Source organism: Leptolyngbya sp. AN10, from assembly GCF_050565645.1.
GTDB lineage: Bacteria > Cyanobacteriota > Cyanobacteriia > Leptolyngbyales > Leptolyngbyaceae > Leptolyngbya.
Window position 1 is genome coordinate 13,709 of sequence record NZ_JBNXVP010000022.1, and the last position, 17,118, is coordinate 30,826.

12 protein-coding genes are annotated in these 17,118 nt (G+C 46.7%); 7 read left to right on the forward strand and 5 right to left on the reverse strand.

The genetic code is table 11. The annotated features are described in order from the left end of the window. Both ACQ4M5_RS26370 and rarD read left to right on the forward strand, forming a co-directional pair. Positions 1-1,167 carry a DUF4336 domain-containing protein gene (locus ACQ4M5_RS26370; protein WP_430678708.1) on the forward strand — a complete coding sequence of 389 codons (1,167 nt, stop codon included), beginning with the start codon at positions 1-3 and terminating at the stop codon, positions 1,165-1,167. A 75-nt stretch (positions 1,168-1,242) separates the two neighbouring features. Then, positions 1,243-2,133 (forward strand): EamA family transporter RarD, encoded by an 891-nt coding sequence (gene rarD / locus ACQ4M5_RS26375; protein ID WP_430678710.1) that lies wholly within the window; start codon positions 1,243-1,245, stop codon positions 2,131-2,133. A gap of 375 nt (positions 2,134-2,508) precedes the next feature. Here rarD and ACQ4M5_RS26380 read toward each other — a convergent pair whose 3' ends face one another. Further along, on the reverse strand, positions 2,509-3,714 hold the full coding sequence (locus ACQ4M5_RS26380; RefSeq protein ID WP_430678711.1) for an RpoD/SigA family RNA polymerase sigma factor: 1,206 nt from the start codon (positions 3,712-3,714) through the stop codon (positions 2,509-2,511). Between the two features lie 614 nt (positions 3,715-4,328). On the opposite strand from ACQ4M5_RS26380, the gene priA reads away from it, so the two are divergent. Continuing rightward, positions 4,329-6,737 carry a primosomal protein N' gene (gene priA, locus ACQ4M5_RS26385; RefSeq protein WP_430678712.1) on the forward strand — a complete coding sequence of 803 codons (2,409 nt, stop codon included), beginning with the start codon at positions 4,329-4,331 and terminating at the stop codon, positions 6,735-6,737. On the opposite strand, the gene ACQ4M5_RS26390 is transcribed toward priA, so the two are convergent. Then, positions 6,691-9,282: a filamentous hemagglutinin N-terminal domain-containing protein gene (locus ACQ4M5_RS26390; RefSeq protein WP_430678713.1), complete on the reverse strand. Its 2,592-nt coding sequence runs from the start codon at positions 9,280-9,282 to the stop codon at positions 6,691-6,693. The two genes, priA and ACQ4M5_RS26390, sit on opposite strands and share 47 nt — an antisense overlap. Positions 9,283-9,431: 149 nt before the next feature. Between ACQ4M5_RS26390 and ACQ4M5_RS26395 the strand changes: the two genes are divergently transcribed. Together ACQ4M5_RS26395 and ACQ4M5_RS26400 are read left to right on the forward strand one after the other, a co-directional pair. Continuing rightward, complete coding sequence (locus tag ACQ4M5_RS26395; protein WP_430678714.1) at positions 9,432-10,214, forward strand: HipA family kinase; 783 nt, start codon at positions 9,432-9,434, stop codon at positions 10,212-10,214. After that, positions 10,192-10,584: a DUF3037 domain-containing protein gene (locus ACQ4M5_RS26400; protein ID WP_430678715.1), complete on the forward strand. Its 393-nt coding sequence runs from the start codon at positions 10,192-10,194 to the stop codon at positions 10,582-10,584. The genes ACQ4M5_RS26395 and ACQ4M5_RS26400 overlap by 23 nt, the downstream gene beginning before the upstream one ends. A 421-nt stretch (positions 10,585-11,005) precedes the next feature. Here the strand turns inward: ACQ4M5_RS26400 and ACQ4M5_RS26405 are convergent, their stop codons facing one another. Then, positions 11,006-12,511: a hydroxysqualene dehydroxylase gene (locus tag ACQ4M5_RS26405; RefSeq protein ID WP_430678716.1), complete on the reverse strand. Its 1,506-nt coding sequence runs from the start codon at positions 12,509-12,511 to the stop codon at positions 11,006-11,008. Between the two features lie 164 nt (positions 12,512-12,675). Here ACQ4M5_RS26405 and ACQ4M5_RS26410 point away from each other — a divergent pair, with 164 nt between their 5' ends. After that, a complete protein-coding gene (locus tag ACQ4M5_RS26410) occupies positions 12,676-14,742 on the forward strand; it encodes a GAF domain-containing protein (protein WP_430678717.1) in 2,067 nt (688 codons plus the stop codon). A 67-nt stretch (positions 14,743-14,809) separates the two neighbouring features. Next, the gene (locus tag ACQ4M5_RS26415; RefSeq protein WP_430678718.1) at positions 14,810-15,349 is read left to right on the forward strand and encodes a CAP domain-containing protein; all 540 of its coding nucleotides are present in this window, start codon (positions 14,810-14,812) and stop codon (positions 15,347-15,349) included. On the opposite strand, the gene ACQ4M5_RS26420 is transcribed toward ACQ4M5_RS26415, so the two are convergent. Next, a complete protein-coding gene (locus ACQ4M5_RS26420) occupies positions 15,350-16,735 on the reverse strand; it encodes a serine/threonine protein kinase (protein ID WP_430678719.1) in 1,386 nt (461 codons plus the stop codon). Between the two features lie 83 nt (positions 16,736-16,818). Then, positions 16,819-16,962, reverse strand: coding sequence for a hypothetical protein (locus tag ACQ4M5_RS26425; RefSeq protein WP_430678720.1), 144 nt, complete (start codon positions 16,960-16,962; stop codon positions 16,819-16,821). Positions 16,963-17,118: the final 156 nt, after the last annotated feature.

Genomic DNA, 17,118 nt, shown 5'->3' on the forward strand with positions numbered 1-17,118 from the left:
ATGGTGCAAGACAATCGAAAAGAGCGATCGTGGTTTTATTGGTTTACGGTTCCGATTTATCCGTATAGTCAACGCCATACGATTCGACGAGAAGTGGTCAAAGATTCGGTTTGGGTCTTTGAGCAGCTTCAAGGTATTTTCTATGTTGTCACACCAATTCGGATGACGGTTGTAAAGCTCGATACAGGTGGGCTTTTAGTCTATGCGCCTGTGGCTCCAACAGGTGAGTGTTTACGATTGTTGAACGAAATTGTTTCTGTTCATGGAGATGTTCAATATATTATTCTCCCAACTACTTCTGGTTTGGAGCATAAAGCATTCGTACCGCCGTTTGCTCGGAAGTTTCCGAATGCTCAGATTTACATTGCACCGGATCAATGGAGCTATCCGGTTAATTTGCCGTTGTCGTGGTTGGGATTTCCAAAAGATCGAACCCATTTGCTGGATGGTCGATCGATTCCGTTTGGCGATCAGTTTGAGTATGCGAAACTGGGTCCAATTCGGTTAGGACTGGGACCTTTTGAAGAAATTGCATTGTTCGATCGACGTTCTAAAACGCTGCTAGTGACGGATTCTGTTCTCTCAGTTCCAGAAGTTGCCCCAGAAATTATTCAAATCGATCCGTATCCGTTGCTGTTTCATGCACGCGAGAATGGATTAGAGAAGATCGAAGATACCGAAGAAAATCGCCGCAAAGGTTGGCAACGAGTTGCATTGTTTACCTTTTACTTTCGTCCGAGCGGGCTAGATATTGCCGATTTGATTCCATCGCTTCGGGAAATTGGGAAAGCATTCGATCGATCAAAAAAAGCCTTTTTCGGTTGGTATCCATTTCGGTGGAAAGTGGGTTGGCAGCGATCGTTTGAATCATTGCGGAAACACCAATTGATTGTTGCTCCGATTTTGCAGCGATTGATTTTGAATCGGGAGCCGCAGATTGTGATCGATTGGGCGGAAAAGGTTTCTAGCTGGGACATTCAGCGGATTATTCCTTGTCATTTAGATGCCCCGATCGACGCGGATTCCCAAGAGTTTCGATCGGCATTTAGCTTTCTGGAAAAGAATGGCGATCGTAGTTTGCCCGATGAGGATTTTGAACTCTTAAAAGCGATCGAAGAAGGCTTGATCAAAACAAACGTGACACCGCCTCCGAAGGAAAAGATTTGATCGGTTGGATGGGTCTGGAAACTTCTTGAAATCGATTGTTAGAATTTCAGCTTATTGTTTCATTGCATCTCTGTTTTGAAAGAACATTCCGCCTCAAAATCTGGAGCAATCTACGCAGTTTTGGCTTATTCTACTTGGGGATTGTTTCCAATCTATTGGAAGCTTCTCACTCAGGTTCCCGCTGTAGAATTAGTCTGCCATCGGATCGTGTGGTCGATGGTGTTACTGATGGGATTGCTCCTTGTACAACACCGGATTGGTGAATTCCTTCAGCTTTGGAAGTCCCCGAAAGCGATCGCGTCTCTGCTCCTCACGACGACTCTGATCGCCGGAAATTGGTGCATCTATATCTATGGAGTCAATGCAGGTCACATTGTTGAAACGAGCTTGGGATATTACATTAATCCCTTAGTTACGGTGTTGCTCGGTTCTGTGATTCTGAAAGAGAAGCTGAATTTTCCGAAAAAGATCGCGGTGTTGCTGGCTGCGATCGCGGTTTTCAATTTCATCTGGCATTTTGGACAAATTCCCTGGATTGCGATCGCGCTTGCATTCTCGTTCGCATTGTATGGGCTATTTCGCAAATTGATTGTGGTAACGCCGATTGTTGGGCTAACGGTTGAAACCTTATTAGCAACGCCGATCGCGCTTCTTTATATCAGTTATGTCGGTGTCACTGGAACTGGAAGCTTTGGAACCAGTTTGCAAGTTAATTTACTGTTAATCGGCTGTGGAATTGTTACCGCACTTCCATTGCTGTGGTTCAACACTGCGGCAAAAAAATTACAGCTTTCAACCTTGGGATTTTTCCAGTATCTTGCACCGAGTCTTCAGCTTTTGATCGGTGTGATCGGATATCGAGAACCGTTTACAGCGATTCATGCGGTGACATTTTTGCTGATTTGGAGCGCGATCGCAATTTATTCGATCGCATCTGTGGGAAATAGACGATGGAAACCTTCTTGAAGACGAATTCGATGGATTCTTCGAGCGACAAATTCTTCAGAATTCGCCCCCTAAATTTCCCATTCTGGGTTAGGGCTGATTCATTCTAGCGAGAGCCTTTCCTGCCCTCACCCTAGCCCTCTCCCCAAGGGAGAGGGAACAAGATTTCTAGCTCCCTTCTCCCTTGGGGAGAAGGGTTGGGGATGAGGGCAGAACGGCTGAATCGGAGCAGAGAACATCATTTGATTAGAATGAATCAGCCCTACCATTCTGGGGGACTTTGAGCAATAAAGAGTTCTCAAATTCGATGAGTCCTCAAGCTTCAAAGTCCCCCAAATTTGGGGGATTTAGGGGGCATTAGCCGCTCCAAACGCAGCAAATAACCCTATCGATCGATTAACCCAACCAACCCTTCAACCGTTCCGCAATCTGAGGTCTTCTCAACTTCCGCATCGCCTTACTCTGAATCTGCCGTACTCGTTCCCGCGACAAGTTGAACATACCGCCAACCTCTTCAAGCGTACAGGGCTTACTCGTCGTCAACCCGTACCGCAACGAGATAATATCCTTCTCGCGCTCGGTCAGCACATTCCCCAACACATCCCAAATCTCCTGACGCAGCATCGTTTCGCTCATCTGAGATTCTGGTGATTGCGTATCGCCATCTTCCAGCAAATCCATCAGTTCCGTATCTTCGCCTTTCCCAACTCGGTGATTCAGCGACAACGACTGGCGGCGAACCTGTTGAAGATGCTGTAACTGCTCAACGGTGAGTTCAAGCGATTGAGCCAATTCCGCTTCTGTCGGATTGCGACCTAGTTCGCGCTTTAATTCGCGATGCGCTTTCTTCAGCTTATTGAGCTTCTCGACAATATGAATCGGGAGGCGAATCGTTCGAGCATCATTCGCGATCGTTCTCGTAATCCCCTGCCGAATCCACCAATATGCGTATGTGGAAAACTTATAGCCCTTATCGGGATCAAATTTCTCAGTGGCGCGGTTTAGTCCCAATGCTCCTTCTTGAATCAAATCTAGGAAAGGGACTCCGCGATTTAAATAACGTTTTGCGATCGACACCACCAGACGAAGATTCGATCGAATCATCTTCCGCTTTGCTACGCGGCTCCGGTGTAATCGATGCTCTAATTGTCGTTCGGTTAAGCCTAAACGTTCAGCGAGTTCTGCCCTAGTTGGCGCTCGACCGAGTTCACTGTACAGTTTTCGCTGTGTCTCATCGACTTCTACGAGATACTGGACTCGTCGAGCTAATTCGACTTCTTCATCGGCTTTAAGCAGGGGATAACGCGCCATTTCTTTGAAGAATGCGCCTACGGCATCATCCGCCACGGTTTTGTTATATCCCGACGATCGAGCCGATGCCATTTGATCGATCTCGGTTTCGTCAGTCGCGCTAGAGTCTGCTAAATCAGCGGCAACGGAAGTGAGTTCGAGTAAATCCGGTTCAATTTCGATGGGAGTGCTATCTGCGAAATCGGCTTCTAATTGCAAAGAGTCCACTGAATCTAACTCAGCAACGTCCATTGCAAAGTCCAAATCACTAGAGAGGGCTTCTGTGTGAGAACTGTTGCTTTGTTCGTTCATAGTGATGTTATATCGAGGTAATTTTACGCGATCGTGTTTTGAGAGAGTTGCCAAGTTAAGTCATCAGAATGAATCGAAAACTTAAGCCAGCATTGAGAATTTTTAATCTGAATCTTTTCTGTTCAAATTGTGAATCTGTAGCTTGAGAACTCCTCCTGAACCTATGACGAATTGGCGTGTTTTTGGAATTTTTTTCGGAAACTTTTAGAAATGAGCCTCGGATAAAACCCAGCTAAAATCGCCGCTCTGAATCGGGAAAAATCCTGGAGGTGCGTTTCAGCTTCGGCGTGTTTCCGTGATGCAGATCCCCGTTTGCTCTGAGAATGTTTGCCCATACGACAAGATCCCAAACCTCCCGGTCGCTGCTATAACAGATTCTCATACCCGTTCCGTTTTACATCTCTACCAATGGTGAGAAAAGCAAATGGTATTCGTTTCAATCTATCTTTAGACGAATCATCGCATCAGAGTACGATCGATCCGGTAAACTCAATCACACGTTAATATATTGGAGTGGTTCATTTGAACTGAATGCCCCCCGATTCCCTGGTAATTACATACCGTAAATTTCCTTTTTCACCGATTTTCTTAAGTTTTTCTCTTCATTTGAGGATATGTCTGAATTGCAGTCTGTAGCGGAATCGAGGGCGGAGTATCGAACTGTTCCTCTGTGGGTTGAGGTGCTGGTCGATTGTCCGGGGGCGCAAGGCGTGTTTACTTATTCTGTGCCGTCGGGATTGCGCGTGGAACCGGGTGATATTCTGAGTGTGCCATTTGGGGTACAGCAGGTGGGCGGGATCGCGGTTCGCGTGCTGAATGAGTCGCCGGACTTGGAGCAGATTCGATCGATTGATTCGATCGTGAGTGCGGGATTTTTTCCGGCTTCGTTCTGGGCATTGCTCGATCGAGTGGCGCGATATTATCAAACTTCGCTGATGCAAGTGGTTCGAGTGGCATTACCGCCGGGATTGTTGGCGCGATCGCAAAGACGAATTCGATTGATCGATCCCGCTGCAAATGAGGTTTTTCTCAATCCTGCTGCTCAACAGATTCTCAAGTTGTTGCAATCGAGCAAAACGAAGGATTATTCCTGGCAGTTTATTCAGCGACAGGTAAAGGGAGCGCACCGAGGACTTCAAGATTTACTGAGATTTAATTGGGTTGAGAGCTATCTAGAGCCACCTGCAACTATTCGCCCCCAGTTGCGGCAAGCGGTGATTCTGGTTTCGATGCAGGGTGAATTGCGGGGAAGACAACGCGAAATTTTAGAAGTTCTTAAGCGCAATGGCGGCGAAATGTGGCTCACCGATTTATTGCAGCATTGCCGCACGACTACGCCTACTGTCAAACGATTACAGGAAGAAGGCTGTGTGATTCTTCAAGGGCGGGAAGTGCTGCGGAGTGAACAAAGTCCGGATGTAAACACAGATTCAGCTAAATCGCTCACATCCGATCAGGCACAAGCTTTAGAGCGAATTCATGCAGTCACAGGATTCGATAAAATTCTGCTGCATGGTGTGACTGGCTCAGGTAAAACCGAAGTCTATTTGCAAGCGATCGCACCGATTCTCGAACAAGGGCAATCTGCTTTAGTACTCGTTCCTGAAATCGGATTAACACCACAATTAACCGATCGATTCAAGGCAAGATTTGGCGATCGAGTCTGCGTTTATCACAGTGCTTTATCGGATGGTGAACGCTTTGATACTTGGCGGCAGATGTTAACCGGAACGCCTCAAGTTGTGATTGGAACGCGATCGGCTATTTTCGCACCTTTGCCAAACTTAGGTTTGATTGTTCTCGATGAGGAGCACGATTCGAGCTTCAAACAAGATCAGCCTGCACCCTGTTATCACGCTCGATCGGTAGCTCAATGGCGAGCAGAGCTTGAAGATTGTCCGTTAATTCTCGGCTCTGCAACGCCATCTTTGGAAACTTGGTTAGAGCGATCGACATACTTATCCTTACCGAAGCGAATTCTCGATCGACCTTTACCGCGCATTGATGTGATTGATATGCGGAAAGAATTGCACGATCGTAATCGTTCGATTTTTAGTCGATCGCTGCAAGCTGGACTAAAAAAATTAAAAGAGAACAATCAAAAGGGCTTGCTCTTTATCCATCGTCGCGGACATAGCACTTTTGTTTCTTGTCGCAGTTGTGGCTATGTGATGGACTGTCCAAACTGTGATGTTTCCCTGTCCTATCACCAAGTTCACGAAAATGCTCAACCGTTGCTGAGATGCCATTACTGTAACCATACTCAACACCAGCCGGAGCGCTGTCCATCTTGTGGTTCTTCGTACTTCAAGAATTTTGGGAGTGGAACTCAGCGAGTCGTACAAGAACTCTCTAAACTGTTTCCAGAACTCAAAACGATTCGGTTTGACAGTGATACCACTCGTGCAAAAGGCGCACATCGAGCATTGTTAGATCAATTTGCTCATGGTGATGCTGATTTGCTAGTTGGAACGCAAATGCTCACGAAAGGAATTGATTTGCCACAAGTGACTTTAGTTGGCATTATTTCAGCCGATGGACTGTTAAACTTAGCAGATTTTCGAGCAAGTGAAAGAGCCTTCCAAACTTTAGTACAAGTTGCTGGACGAGCAGGACGCGGAGCAGAACCTGGACGAGTGATTCTCCAAACTTATGCACCTGAAAATCCGGTCATTCAAGCGGTTAAACAACAGCAGTATGAACCGTTTGTTGAGAAGGAATTAGAACAACGATCGACATTAACGTATCCGCCTTATGGTCGTTTAGTTCTTCTACGACTCAGTGGATTAAATCCTCACATTGTTCAAAGTACCGCAGAAACGATCGCGGATATTCTTCAATCTACTGACTATCAGATTTTAGGTCCTGCTCCAGCAACGATTTTGAGAATTGCTCAACGATATCGATGGCAGATTTTATTAAAAATGAACGATGATCGCATTCCAGACTTAACCGAACTGCGATCGCATTGTCCTTCTACCGTGAGCTTAACGATCGATGTTGATCCGATGAATTTGATGTAGCACAAGTCTCGATCGACAATAGCTGCGCCGGTTTTGCTGCAATCAATTCGACTTTGCCATTCTTCGGATTCCGCTGCCAAGTGCTTGCTTCAACCAGTGGAGCAGATGGATTCGAGGGTTGAATTGCAGTTGTCGATCGACCTATCTCACGCAGATCATTCCAAACAGTCGGAGCATGAAAAACTTCTTGCTGAGGATTGATCGGAATGCCTCCTCGTCCAGTCACAACAAAGCTACTACCTGGAGTACTTGAGCATCCTTTTGCAATTTGCTGACTCGAATCGATTAGATCCTCCGATAGTTCAACCAATCCTGAATTTGGATCAACTCCTGGTGTTGTAATCTCCACCGTTCCATTTGCACTAATTCCAGAGCTTGCAGTAATGTCATTTGTTGGAACTGCTTGAGGGTTTTGCAAATCTCGAAACGCCAAACCAAAAATTCCTTGAGTCGTAATCCGAATAGTTCCACCCCGACCCGCGATCGCATTCGCCACAATATCACTGTTTCCACTTGCAATAATCAACGGATTCGAGATCCGAATATTTCCCCCATCGCCTGAACTGCCAGCACTTGCGCCTTTTGAATCGGTTGTAATAAAAGAGCGATCGCGCAGAATTAACAACCGCGCATTCAAATCAATATTTCCACCTTCTCCCGCAAAAGTTTGAGCAGAAATTCCCCCAGAGTTGGTTAATCGAATCGTATTTGCATTCACGGTCACGGTTCCTGCTGAACCAATCCCATAGTTTCCAACTCCAATTCCTGCTTGATTGATTTGCAACAAGGGAGTGTTCACTGTGACAGATCCAGCCGTTCCAGTCGGTCTGCCACTAATCAAATTTGAACTGCTAAAGTCACCCAATCCCCCGATCGTTGAACTGATGTTACTGTATGTCCCCGATCGACTCGACATCTGAATCGATTCTGAAGCGTTTACTCGAATACTGCCAGAGTTTCCAAGTCCCAAATTTGTAGTCGAAATCGTTCCGCCATCTTGAATATTCAATGTTCGAGTATTCAAGTCGATCGTGCCTGAATTTCCGCGTCGATAGCTCACACCCAAAAGCGAGGTCGGCATCACTTCAATCAGTTCGATCGTGTCATGCAGAATGCCAGTGAGTTCCGTCGTATCGGCATTTACCACAATGTTTCCGGCGGAGCCATCCCCAAACGAAAGAGCCGCGATCGTTGATCCATCTCTGAGCGAAAGTCGCTGAGTCGAAACATTGATACTGCCTGCGGTTCCAGTCCTAACCGGAGGTGCAGCAGGATTGATCAACAGCGAGGTGAAAAACGTGGAAGTCCCGATCGTATTAAACACTCTCGTTTGCGGAGAGAATCCACTCATTTCGATAAAGTCGGTTGCCGCCACATTCACGGCTGCACCCGGAGCAGGACTAAACGATCTGCTCTGAATAATCCCACCATTTTGTAGCACTAATCCTCTCGCGCTCACATTCACCGGACTATTGCTGCCCAAGCCAGAAGTCTCACTCACAATGCCGCTCGAAATCGTTTCGGTTGAATTCATTCCAATGAGTTCTAACAATCCTGCGGCTCTCACGGTCACATCACCGCCCGGAAGCAATCCGCGATTTTGACTCAGCACGACCGATCCATCACTCAAGCGAATGTTATTCCCTTGAATTTGAATCGAACCAGCGCTGCGAGACTGATCCAAGAGCCAGCCTGCATCAACGAGCGATCGCTGACTCATCTGAATATTTCGCAAGCTTGCTACGCCACCGTAATCCAATTCAAATCCTTGAGCCGTTGGACGAATGCCCACTTGTCCTGAACCCACACTGCCAATTTCAACCCGTCCTCCCGATGCTGCCACAATCCCACCATTTAGCGAGACATCTCCACCCACGAGCGCCAGCGTCCGTCCTGGCGCAACCCGCAAACCTGCCAGTGAAAAACTGGTCGGAAGATAAGGAAACAGCACCGGATTCTGTGGCAAATTGCCGCCCAAGGTACTTGCACTCGCTAACTGATGTCCTGCACCTTGCACTTGAATCGCAGCAGAATTTTGCCCAAACTGTAATCCGACAGGAGCACTCATTGTTAGAAGTGGCGCGGTATTTGTTGCGGCGAATTCAGTTCCATCTGCAAATCGAACGCTCGAAGCCGTTGTCCCAACAAAGGAACCTCCAACAATCAATTGAGCATTTGCCCCAAATACAACGCCGCTTGGATTTATTAGAAACAGGTTCACAGGCGCGGGAGTCCGTCCATCCAGGGTCGCGAAAATGCGTCCATCAATATTAGAGACAGTTCCTCCTGTAACGCGACTGAAGATAGTAGAAGCGTTCCGGGTTCCCAAGAGATTGAAAGTCGCTGATCCGCCTGTTGGAATCGAAAAACTACCAAAACTATGGAAAAGATTGCTTCCTTCGGCGCGTCCTCCGGTGATGATGAAGTTGTTGCCTGGTAAGGGTGTCACATTCGTTGCGGTTGAACGATCGCTAGTCACTTGTGCCGAAGCACTTCCACAAACCAAAACCGTACTTAATCCAACACAGGAAAGGGCGCGTCGCATAGGAGTCTCCATTCTTCTGGAACTCGCTTAATGTGCCCAGATTGCGATCGCGAAAATGAAGCGATTTTGCCCTTAGATTTCTTCCGATGGGACTTATGAGAAGGATTTCACGACCTAAGATGAGAAAGAACTCTCGATCGCTGCGGTCTATGAATTTGCGAACTGTCACTGCCACGCGCTATGTTACGCCGTTACGCGAGGGCGGATCACTGCCTGCGATCGTGGAAGCAGATGACGACGGGATGTATGTGCTGAAGTTTCGCGGGGCAGGTCAAGGGGAAAAGTCTCTGATTGCAGAATTGATTGGCGGCGAGATAGCAAGAGTTTTAGGGCTACCTGTTCCAGAAATTGTCTTCGTCGAACTCAACCCAGATTTAGCTCGAACTGAACCTGATCCAGAAATTCAAGATCTCATTCGTGCCAGTGCAGGACTAAATCTTGCTTTAGACTATTTACCGAGTTCAGTCACGTATGATCCGATCGCTGGAACCGTTGATGCGGAACTGGCTTCTCGCATTGTTTGGTTTGATGCGTTGATTACGAATGTCGATCGGACTGCTAGAAATGCAAATTTACTAATGTGGCATCGCAATCTTTGGTTGATTGATCATGGTGCTGCTTTGTACTTTCACCATACTTGGACGAACTATCTTCAACGAAGCCGCGATCGCTTTCCTGCGATTAAAGATCATGTTCTCCTACGATTTGCTACAGAGCTTGAAGCGATTGATCAAGCAATGATTGGGAAACTCTCGCATGAGACGATCGAACAAATTGTGAACTTGATTCCTGAAAGTTGGCTCGTGACAAATACCCCGTTTGAGAACAGCGATCGACATCGAACAGCGTATATTGAGTATTTGTTATCCCGTTTAGAGCAACCGCACGTGTTTTTGGAGGAAGCGATTCGTGCCCGAACCGTCAACGTATGATTATGCAATTATCCGCGTCGTTCCCAGGGTTGAGCGCGAAGAGTTCGTCAATGTTGGCGTGATTGTGTCTTGTGCTGCCCGCAGATTTCTCGAAGCCCGGATTGAAGTAGATGAAGGGCGATTAACTGCGATCGATCCAACGCTTGATCTAGCAATGGTGCATCAGCATTTGGCAGCGATTCCGATTATCTGTGCAGGAGGGAAACCCGCAGGCGCGATCGGTCAATTGCCACAACGAGAACGATTCCATTGGTTAGTCGCTCCTCGCAGTACGATTATTCAAACTTCGCGAGTGCATACGGGACTGTGTGAGGATTTAGCGGCAGTGTTGGAACATTTGTTGGATAAGATGGTTCGATCGGCTTGCTGAGAGGGTGTTTGAGAAGTATCGTTTGTCGCATTCACCCGCCCGGAAATGAATCTCCGGGCTGATCGGGGGAAGCTCACTAAACTGGGCTAAGAGGATGTTTGAGAAGTGATCGTTCATCGCCTGAAGCGCCCCTCGAATGGAATTCGGGGCTATCGGAACAAAGTCTGTTGAAACAGACTGAAGAGGATCTGAAGATTGGCTTTCAGTCCCCTTTAGTGGACTTTCTCCGATAGACCGTGATTTCTAATCACGGGCGGAACGCAATCGCAGCGAAGAGTCTTCCTATAATTTTCAAACATCCTCTAAGAATGTATTGCGTTCGGAGTCCGCTTCAGCGGAGTTTCCTCCATTAGCCCGGAGATTCATTTCCGGGCGGACTTACAACGAAGCAAAGCCGCTTTTCATACTTCTCAAACACGCTTCAAGGCAACCAAATCGATGGTAAGAAGCTCGCCAACTCTCTCACAGTTCGATTCGCATTCCGAGCGATCGCAATATGAGGCTCATCCGCCTCGACTGGAATAATCTGAGCAGGCATACCCAGACCAAACTGCTGAATCACTCGATTTGCAGCTTCCAACCCAGTCACGTAAGCTTTCTCCTGCGACCAAGATCCGTGACGAGTCACAATCCAATCCCCACTCATCAAGAGATTAGCAATACTTGTCGTACCCGATAGCATTGATTGATAGCTACCCGGCGAGAAATGCGTGACTGCTCTCGGAAGTCGTATCACACTACTATCGATCACTTTTGCATTGCGAAATTCAGGAACACAAGTTGCTAAATCTCGCTGAACTTTCGCAATGATATCTGCATCATCCATCGGCAACAGTTGATTCGCATGATAAAAATCAGCTTCAATCACGCTCCCAGGCTCATTTCTGAATTCATCATGTAGCGCATTGAGATCAAAGAATGTCCAGCCTGTTGTATTGTCGAATCCGAAGCAAGCATTCGATGGTAGTGGAACATGAACTTTTCGATCGAACCATAATCGCGTCGCCAAAACATCGATCGCATTCAAGTTCATCAAGTTACAAAACTCTGGAAACTGCCGCAATGTAGAACTCTGAGAAACAATTTTCTGCATTCCCGTCACGCCCACTGCAAAGATCACCGAATCCGCTTCAAACACTTCATCACCACAAACAACCCCAGTGATCTTAGGCACTGTTCCCTCTTGCAAAATGACATCACTCACGCGCCGTTGTGTCAGAACTCGTCCGCCTGCTTGTTCAATCTGCTCCACCCACGGACGAAAGATTTGCTCTCCGACTGTCCCCCGACACCAAACCACATCAAAATCCGGTTGATGCGCCAGAATAAAGTAATACAACATTCCCAATGCAGCCGCAGCAGAACATTGTTCACCAGGTGCAAACAATCCCACCAACAACATTGGCTCAAACGACTCTTTGTACAGTCGCGCTGACACTCCGAACTGTTTGAATAGTTCACGGGCGGTGACTGAATCATATCTGCGCCATGCTTCATCTGAATTATCAAAATCTACAACTGCGTAGAGCAAAGGCAACGCAGACAGTCGATCGCTAAGTGGAAGTCGCTTAAATCGAGTGTAGAGAAAAGTCCCCAAAGGAGTCGGCAGACGAGGTTCTTGCTGAAAAATTGGCGATTCAACTTCCAAGCCTGCGGGAGAATATTGCGAAGATCGAGTCCAATCCGTGAAAGGTTTTATGCCTAATCGATCGACAAGTCCAAAAATGTTGCGATACGGATACCAAAATCCATGAATGCCCGCTTCAACCGATCGACCTTGCGCGGTTTTCCAGCCTGCCACCAATCCACCCGGATAGCCACCCGCCTCCAATAGCGTGACGGCATATCCTTGCTGTGCCAAATGGTAAGCCGCTCCTAAACCAGCCCAACCAGCACCGACAATTACAACTTTGGGATTTTGAGTCATCGATCGAGTCCGAGATCACCTGCTTCACAGCATACGTCGATCGACTTAATCTTGCAAAAGTTCGGTAAGCAGACCGTAATGATCTCCTTCATCGTTTGTTCTAAAGCGGGAAGGGCAATATAAGAGCGGTTTTCTTGAATATGTAAAATTCATACGCAGGTGCTATGTCGAGTTCACCGATTCTAAACCAGCCCTTTAATGCCCTCCAGCAAGCCGCCTATCAGCTTTCCGCTTGTACGGATCAACTCTTTCAGCAAATTGAACAAGAACAGATTCTCAATGGCATTATCGATCGCATTCGAGCAACCCTCGATTTGCAAACGATCTTCAATGTCACCTCGCTAGAAATTCGACAGTTATTGAATGCCGATCGCGTTGGTGTTTTCCGGTTTACACCAGGGACAGGATGGGATGAAGGTGAATTTGTCGCAGAAGATGTCGGTTCAGAGTTGCCCTCTGCGATCGCGGCAAAAGTGCATGATCACTGTTTCGGATCTCAGTTTGCGGTGTACTACACTCAAGGACGAGTTCAAGCCGTTGCAGATATCTATGATGCTGGACTGAGTGATTGCCATATTCAAATTTTGGCGCAATTCCAGGTTCGCGCAAATTTGATTGTTCCAGTCTTGAAAGGCGAAGAACTTTGGGGATTGCTCTGTATTCATCAGTGTCACCATCCGCGCCGCTGGCAACTTTCAGAAATTGAATTTGTTCGCAAGATTGCAACCCATTTCGCGATCGCATTACAGCAAGCCGAACAGTTAGACCAGATTCGTTCTCAAGCCGCGTTACTTGCTCAAGTTGAAGCTCAAAAACAAGCACTGATTCGTCAGAAAGCGCTGGTCAAAATCACCAATCGAATCCGCCAAACCCTTGATTTTGCTGAGATCTGTCAAACGGCGACGTATGAAGTTCGACAATTGTTGGGAGCCGATCGCGTCGCAATCTATCGCTTTAATTCGGATTGGAGCGGCAACATTATTTTTGAATCGATCGCAGACAGATGGAAACCCTTAGTCGATGTATTTCCTACGATCGCAGATACGCATCTGATGGAGACTCAAGGCGGGCGGTATGCTGCAAATGAAACTTATGTAGTTCCAGACATTTACGCCGCAGGTCACGCGGATTGCCATGTGGCACTGTTAGAAGAATTGCAGGCGAAAGCTTACATGATAGCGCCGATTTTTAGAGGCGATCGCTTGTGGGGATTGCTCGCTGCTTATCAAAATGCTGCACCGCGACAATGGCAACCCGATGAAGTTGAACTGCTTGCCCAGATTGGAGAACAATTAGGAATCGCGTTACAGCAAGCAGAATTTGTTCAACAGATTCAGAGACAATCGATCGAGCTAAAGCAAACCCTTGAGGAACTTAAACAATCCCAAATACAGTTAGTCCAGCAGGAAAAAATGGCAAGCTTAGGGCAGCTTGTTGCTGGAGTAGCGCATGAAATCAACAATCCAGTGAGCTTCATCTATGGCAATTTGATCCACGTCAAAGACTATGTAAAAACCTTGTTGAGTCTGATTCGTTCTTATCAGCGCTTTTATCCTGTATCCGCTGAAGGCATCAAATCACTACAAGAACAAGCTGAGGAACTAGACATTGATTTTATTCTAGAAGATCTGCCCAAGACTCTGACATCAATGGAGGTCGGCGCAGATCGGATTCAGCAGATTGTTCTCTCGCTCCGTAACTTTTCCCGTTTAGATGAGGCTGCATTTAAGCGAGTAGACATTCATGAAGGCATGGATAATACTTTGCTGATTTTGGGACATCGGCTGAAAGCGTGTGGCGATCGACGCGAAATCGAAGTGATCAAAGACTATGGTGAGCTTCCCTTAGTCGATTGCTATCCGGCGCAGTTGAATCAAGTGTTTATGAATTTGCTGGCGAACGCGATCGATGCCATTGATGAAGCGGTAGAAGCTGGAAACCTGGCGGCTCCAAAGATTCAGATTCAAACCCAAGTCACTGGCTCGAATCAAATCGAAATTCGGATTCAGGATAATGGGATGGGAATGACAGAGCGCGATCAAAGCAAAGTTTTTGATCATTTCTTTACAACAAAGCCGATCGGGAAAGGAACAGGCTTAGGACTATCGATTTCCAGACAAATTGTTGTGGAGAAACATGGTGGAACACTAAGCTTTGAGTCTTCCTTTGGAGAAGGGGCAGAGTTTATTATTTGCTTACCGATCGAGCTAGAAACGAACGTGCCAAATTAATCGATCGCGCTCTCCAATTGCAAAAAAGCGATCGATAATTGAAGAATGCGTTAGATCGATCGCTTCTATGCCACACTACAAGTTCAAATTTATTGCTGGTCTGCTACTGATCTTGACATTCACTGGATGCAAAGAGATCAGAGAACAATTTCCCGAACTCCCGACTTTCGAGCGTCCTGCTCCACTGCCTCCGAAGCCTGCACAATCCCCAACCGCAGCCCAGATCGAAACTGCGATTCAACAACAAATCAATCAAGTCCGACAACAAGATGGATTAAAGGCATTGAAAAAGAACGATCGATTAGCAGAAGTCGCCCGAAGATACAGTCAGCAAATGGCAGAGAATAACTTCTTTAGTCATACAGGCGCAGATGGTTCAAATGTTGCCGAGCGGGTTGAAGCTGGACAAATTTCTTTTCAGATCGTGGGCGAGAATTTGTATATGGGCACGAACATTAGAAAGCCTGCGGATAATGCGGTTGAAGGTTGGATGAACAGTCCGGGACATCGAGAAAATATCTTACGTCCGATCTATGCTGAAACTGGAATTGGCGTGTGGAAAAAGGGCAATACCTACTACATTACGCAATTGTTTCTGAGACAGTAACTATCTACGATCGAGCGGTAAGTCGAGCCATTGACTGAGTTGTTCTGCCAGCCAAATGATTTCTGGCAGTGTCAAATGTTCATTGTTATTTTTCCCGCCACCCAAGGTAAATTGTTTGGTTCCTGCCCAGATGTCAATTCGGGGTGGAACCTTTATCTGATTGCCTTCTGAATCGCGTCCATAAGAGTCATGAATCAGATCAATCCGCGAGAGATGCTCTCGTTTAGCAACGAGCGGAAAAATACCAATGCCAAAGAGTTCAGTTGCACGAAAAATCTCGGAGTCAGTGATTTCTAATCTGACTTCTCCAAACAGATCGAACAGAATTCCCCAGATCATCCATAAACCTGCGCCTAAATGCACGATCGAAAATAAAGCCATAAACCAACCGCCAGAACTCCAACCCATTAATGCCATTCTGTACCACATTACAAGAAAAGAATTCCAGGCGATCGCAAACCCGATCGCGGGAATCAATCCCAAATGAAAGCCACGTGGTGGAATCGCAATCTCTAACGTTTGGCGAGTTTGGGTGAGTTTAACCTTGCTCCCGGCAGGTTGCCCTTTCACTAACGATCGAGGTGTTTCTAAGGCTTCTAAGGCTTGTTTGGCAGATTGTAATCGTAAATCTAAACTGGGTTCTGTCAGCCACTTGAGCCAATCGATTAGATCCGGGCTGAGATTTACGTGCTTATCGAACAAAATTCGCATTTCTTGCTGCGGAAGTTGATCGGGATTCTGTCCGGTTGCAAGGCAGATCAGAGTTGCACCGAGCGCATAGAGATCTGATGCGGGAACGGTTTGCCCTCCGAATTGTTCTGGCGGCATATAGCCATACGTTCCGACGATCGTTCGAGTGCCATAGGTCAGCGCAGTTTGGACAGAGCCAAAATCGATTAGATAAATCTGTCCAGGATGATTTCCAGTTCGATTTCCTAACAGAATATTGCTCGGTTTCAGATCACGATGAACGACCGGAGGTTGGCGATCGTGGAGATAGTTCAAAATCTCTAGTAAATCTTTCGCGATCGTTCTTAGTTCTTCTTCGCTAAAAGTTCGCCCGGATTGTATCCAGTCTTGTAGCGATCGCGCTTCGATGTAAGTTTGAACGAGTGCGAATCCTTTTCCCAATTCCGTTTCGACCTCAAAATCATCGAGATATTGAGGAATAGCAGAATGATTCAGCGATCGTAAAACTGCCGCCTCACGTTCAAACAGCTTCAAATCGTCCCAAGTAAAATCAGGTGCGAATAGCAAAAGTTTGACCACAACCGATGAGCCAGTGTGTAAGTCTTTTGCTAGAAAAGTTCTTCGTCCGGTTTGCCGACCTAGCAGCGATTGAATCTGATAACGATCGTGCAGCGTTTGTCTAATGAGTTGATCCATGATGCCTCTGATCCACTGGATGACACCATTATCTCTTTAGGATTTTGCGATCGTCACTGATGCACCGCTAGGTCGAAATCGCGTTACATCTTCTTCCCAACGAGCCAGAGTAATCCAGCATCGACGAAAGTGAATGGACTATCCAGAGTTCCCGCCAACAGGCTGAGAAAAAGGAAGTAACCGAGTGAAGCGATCGCAATAAATTTGAGTAAAACAAAAGTTGCCATAGCTGATGTAGAGAAACTAGGTTGGTGTAGAATAATACGCCATGCTTGGCGTGTCAAACGATTCGTTCTATTCCTTTAAGATAGAGCGAAAGTTATAAGTTTTATCAAGATACAACAAATTTTGAGTCGTTTTGCTGAGTTCTTGTTATCTCTTCT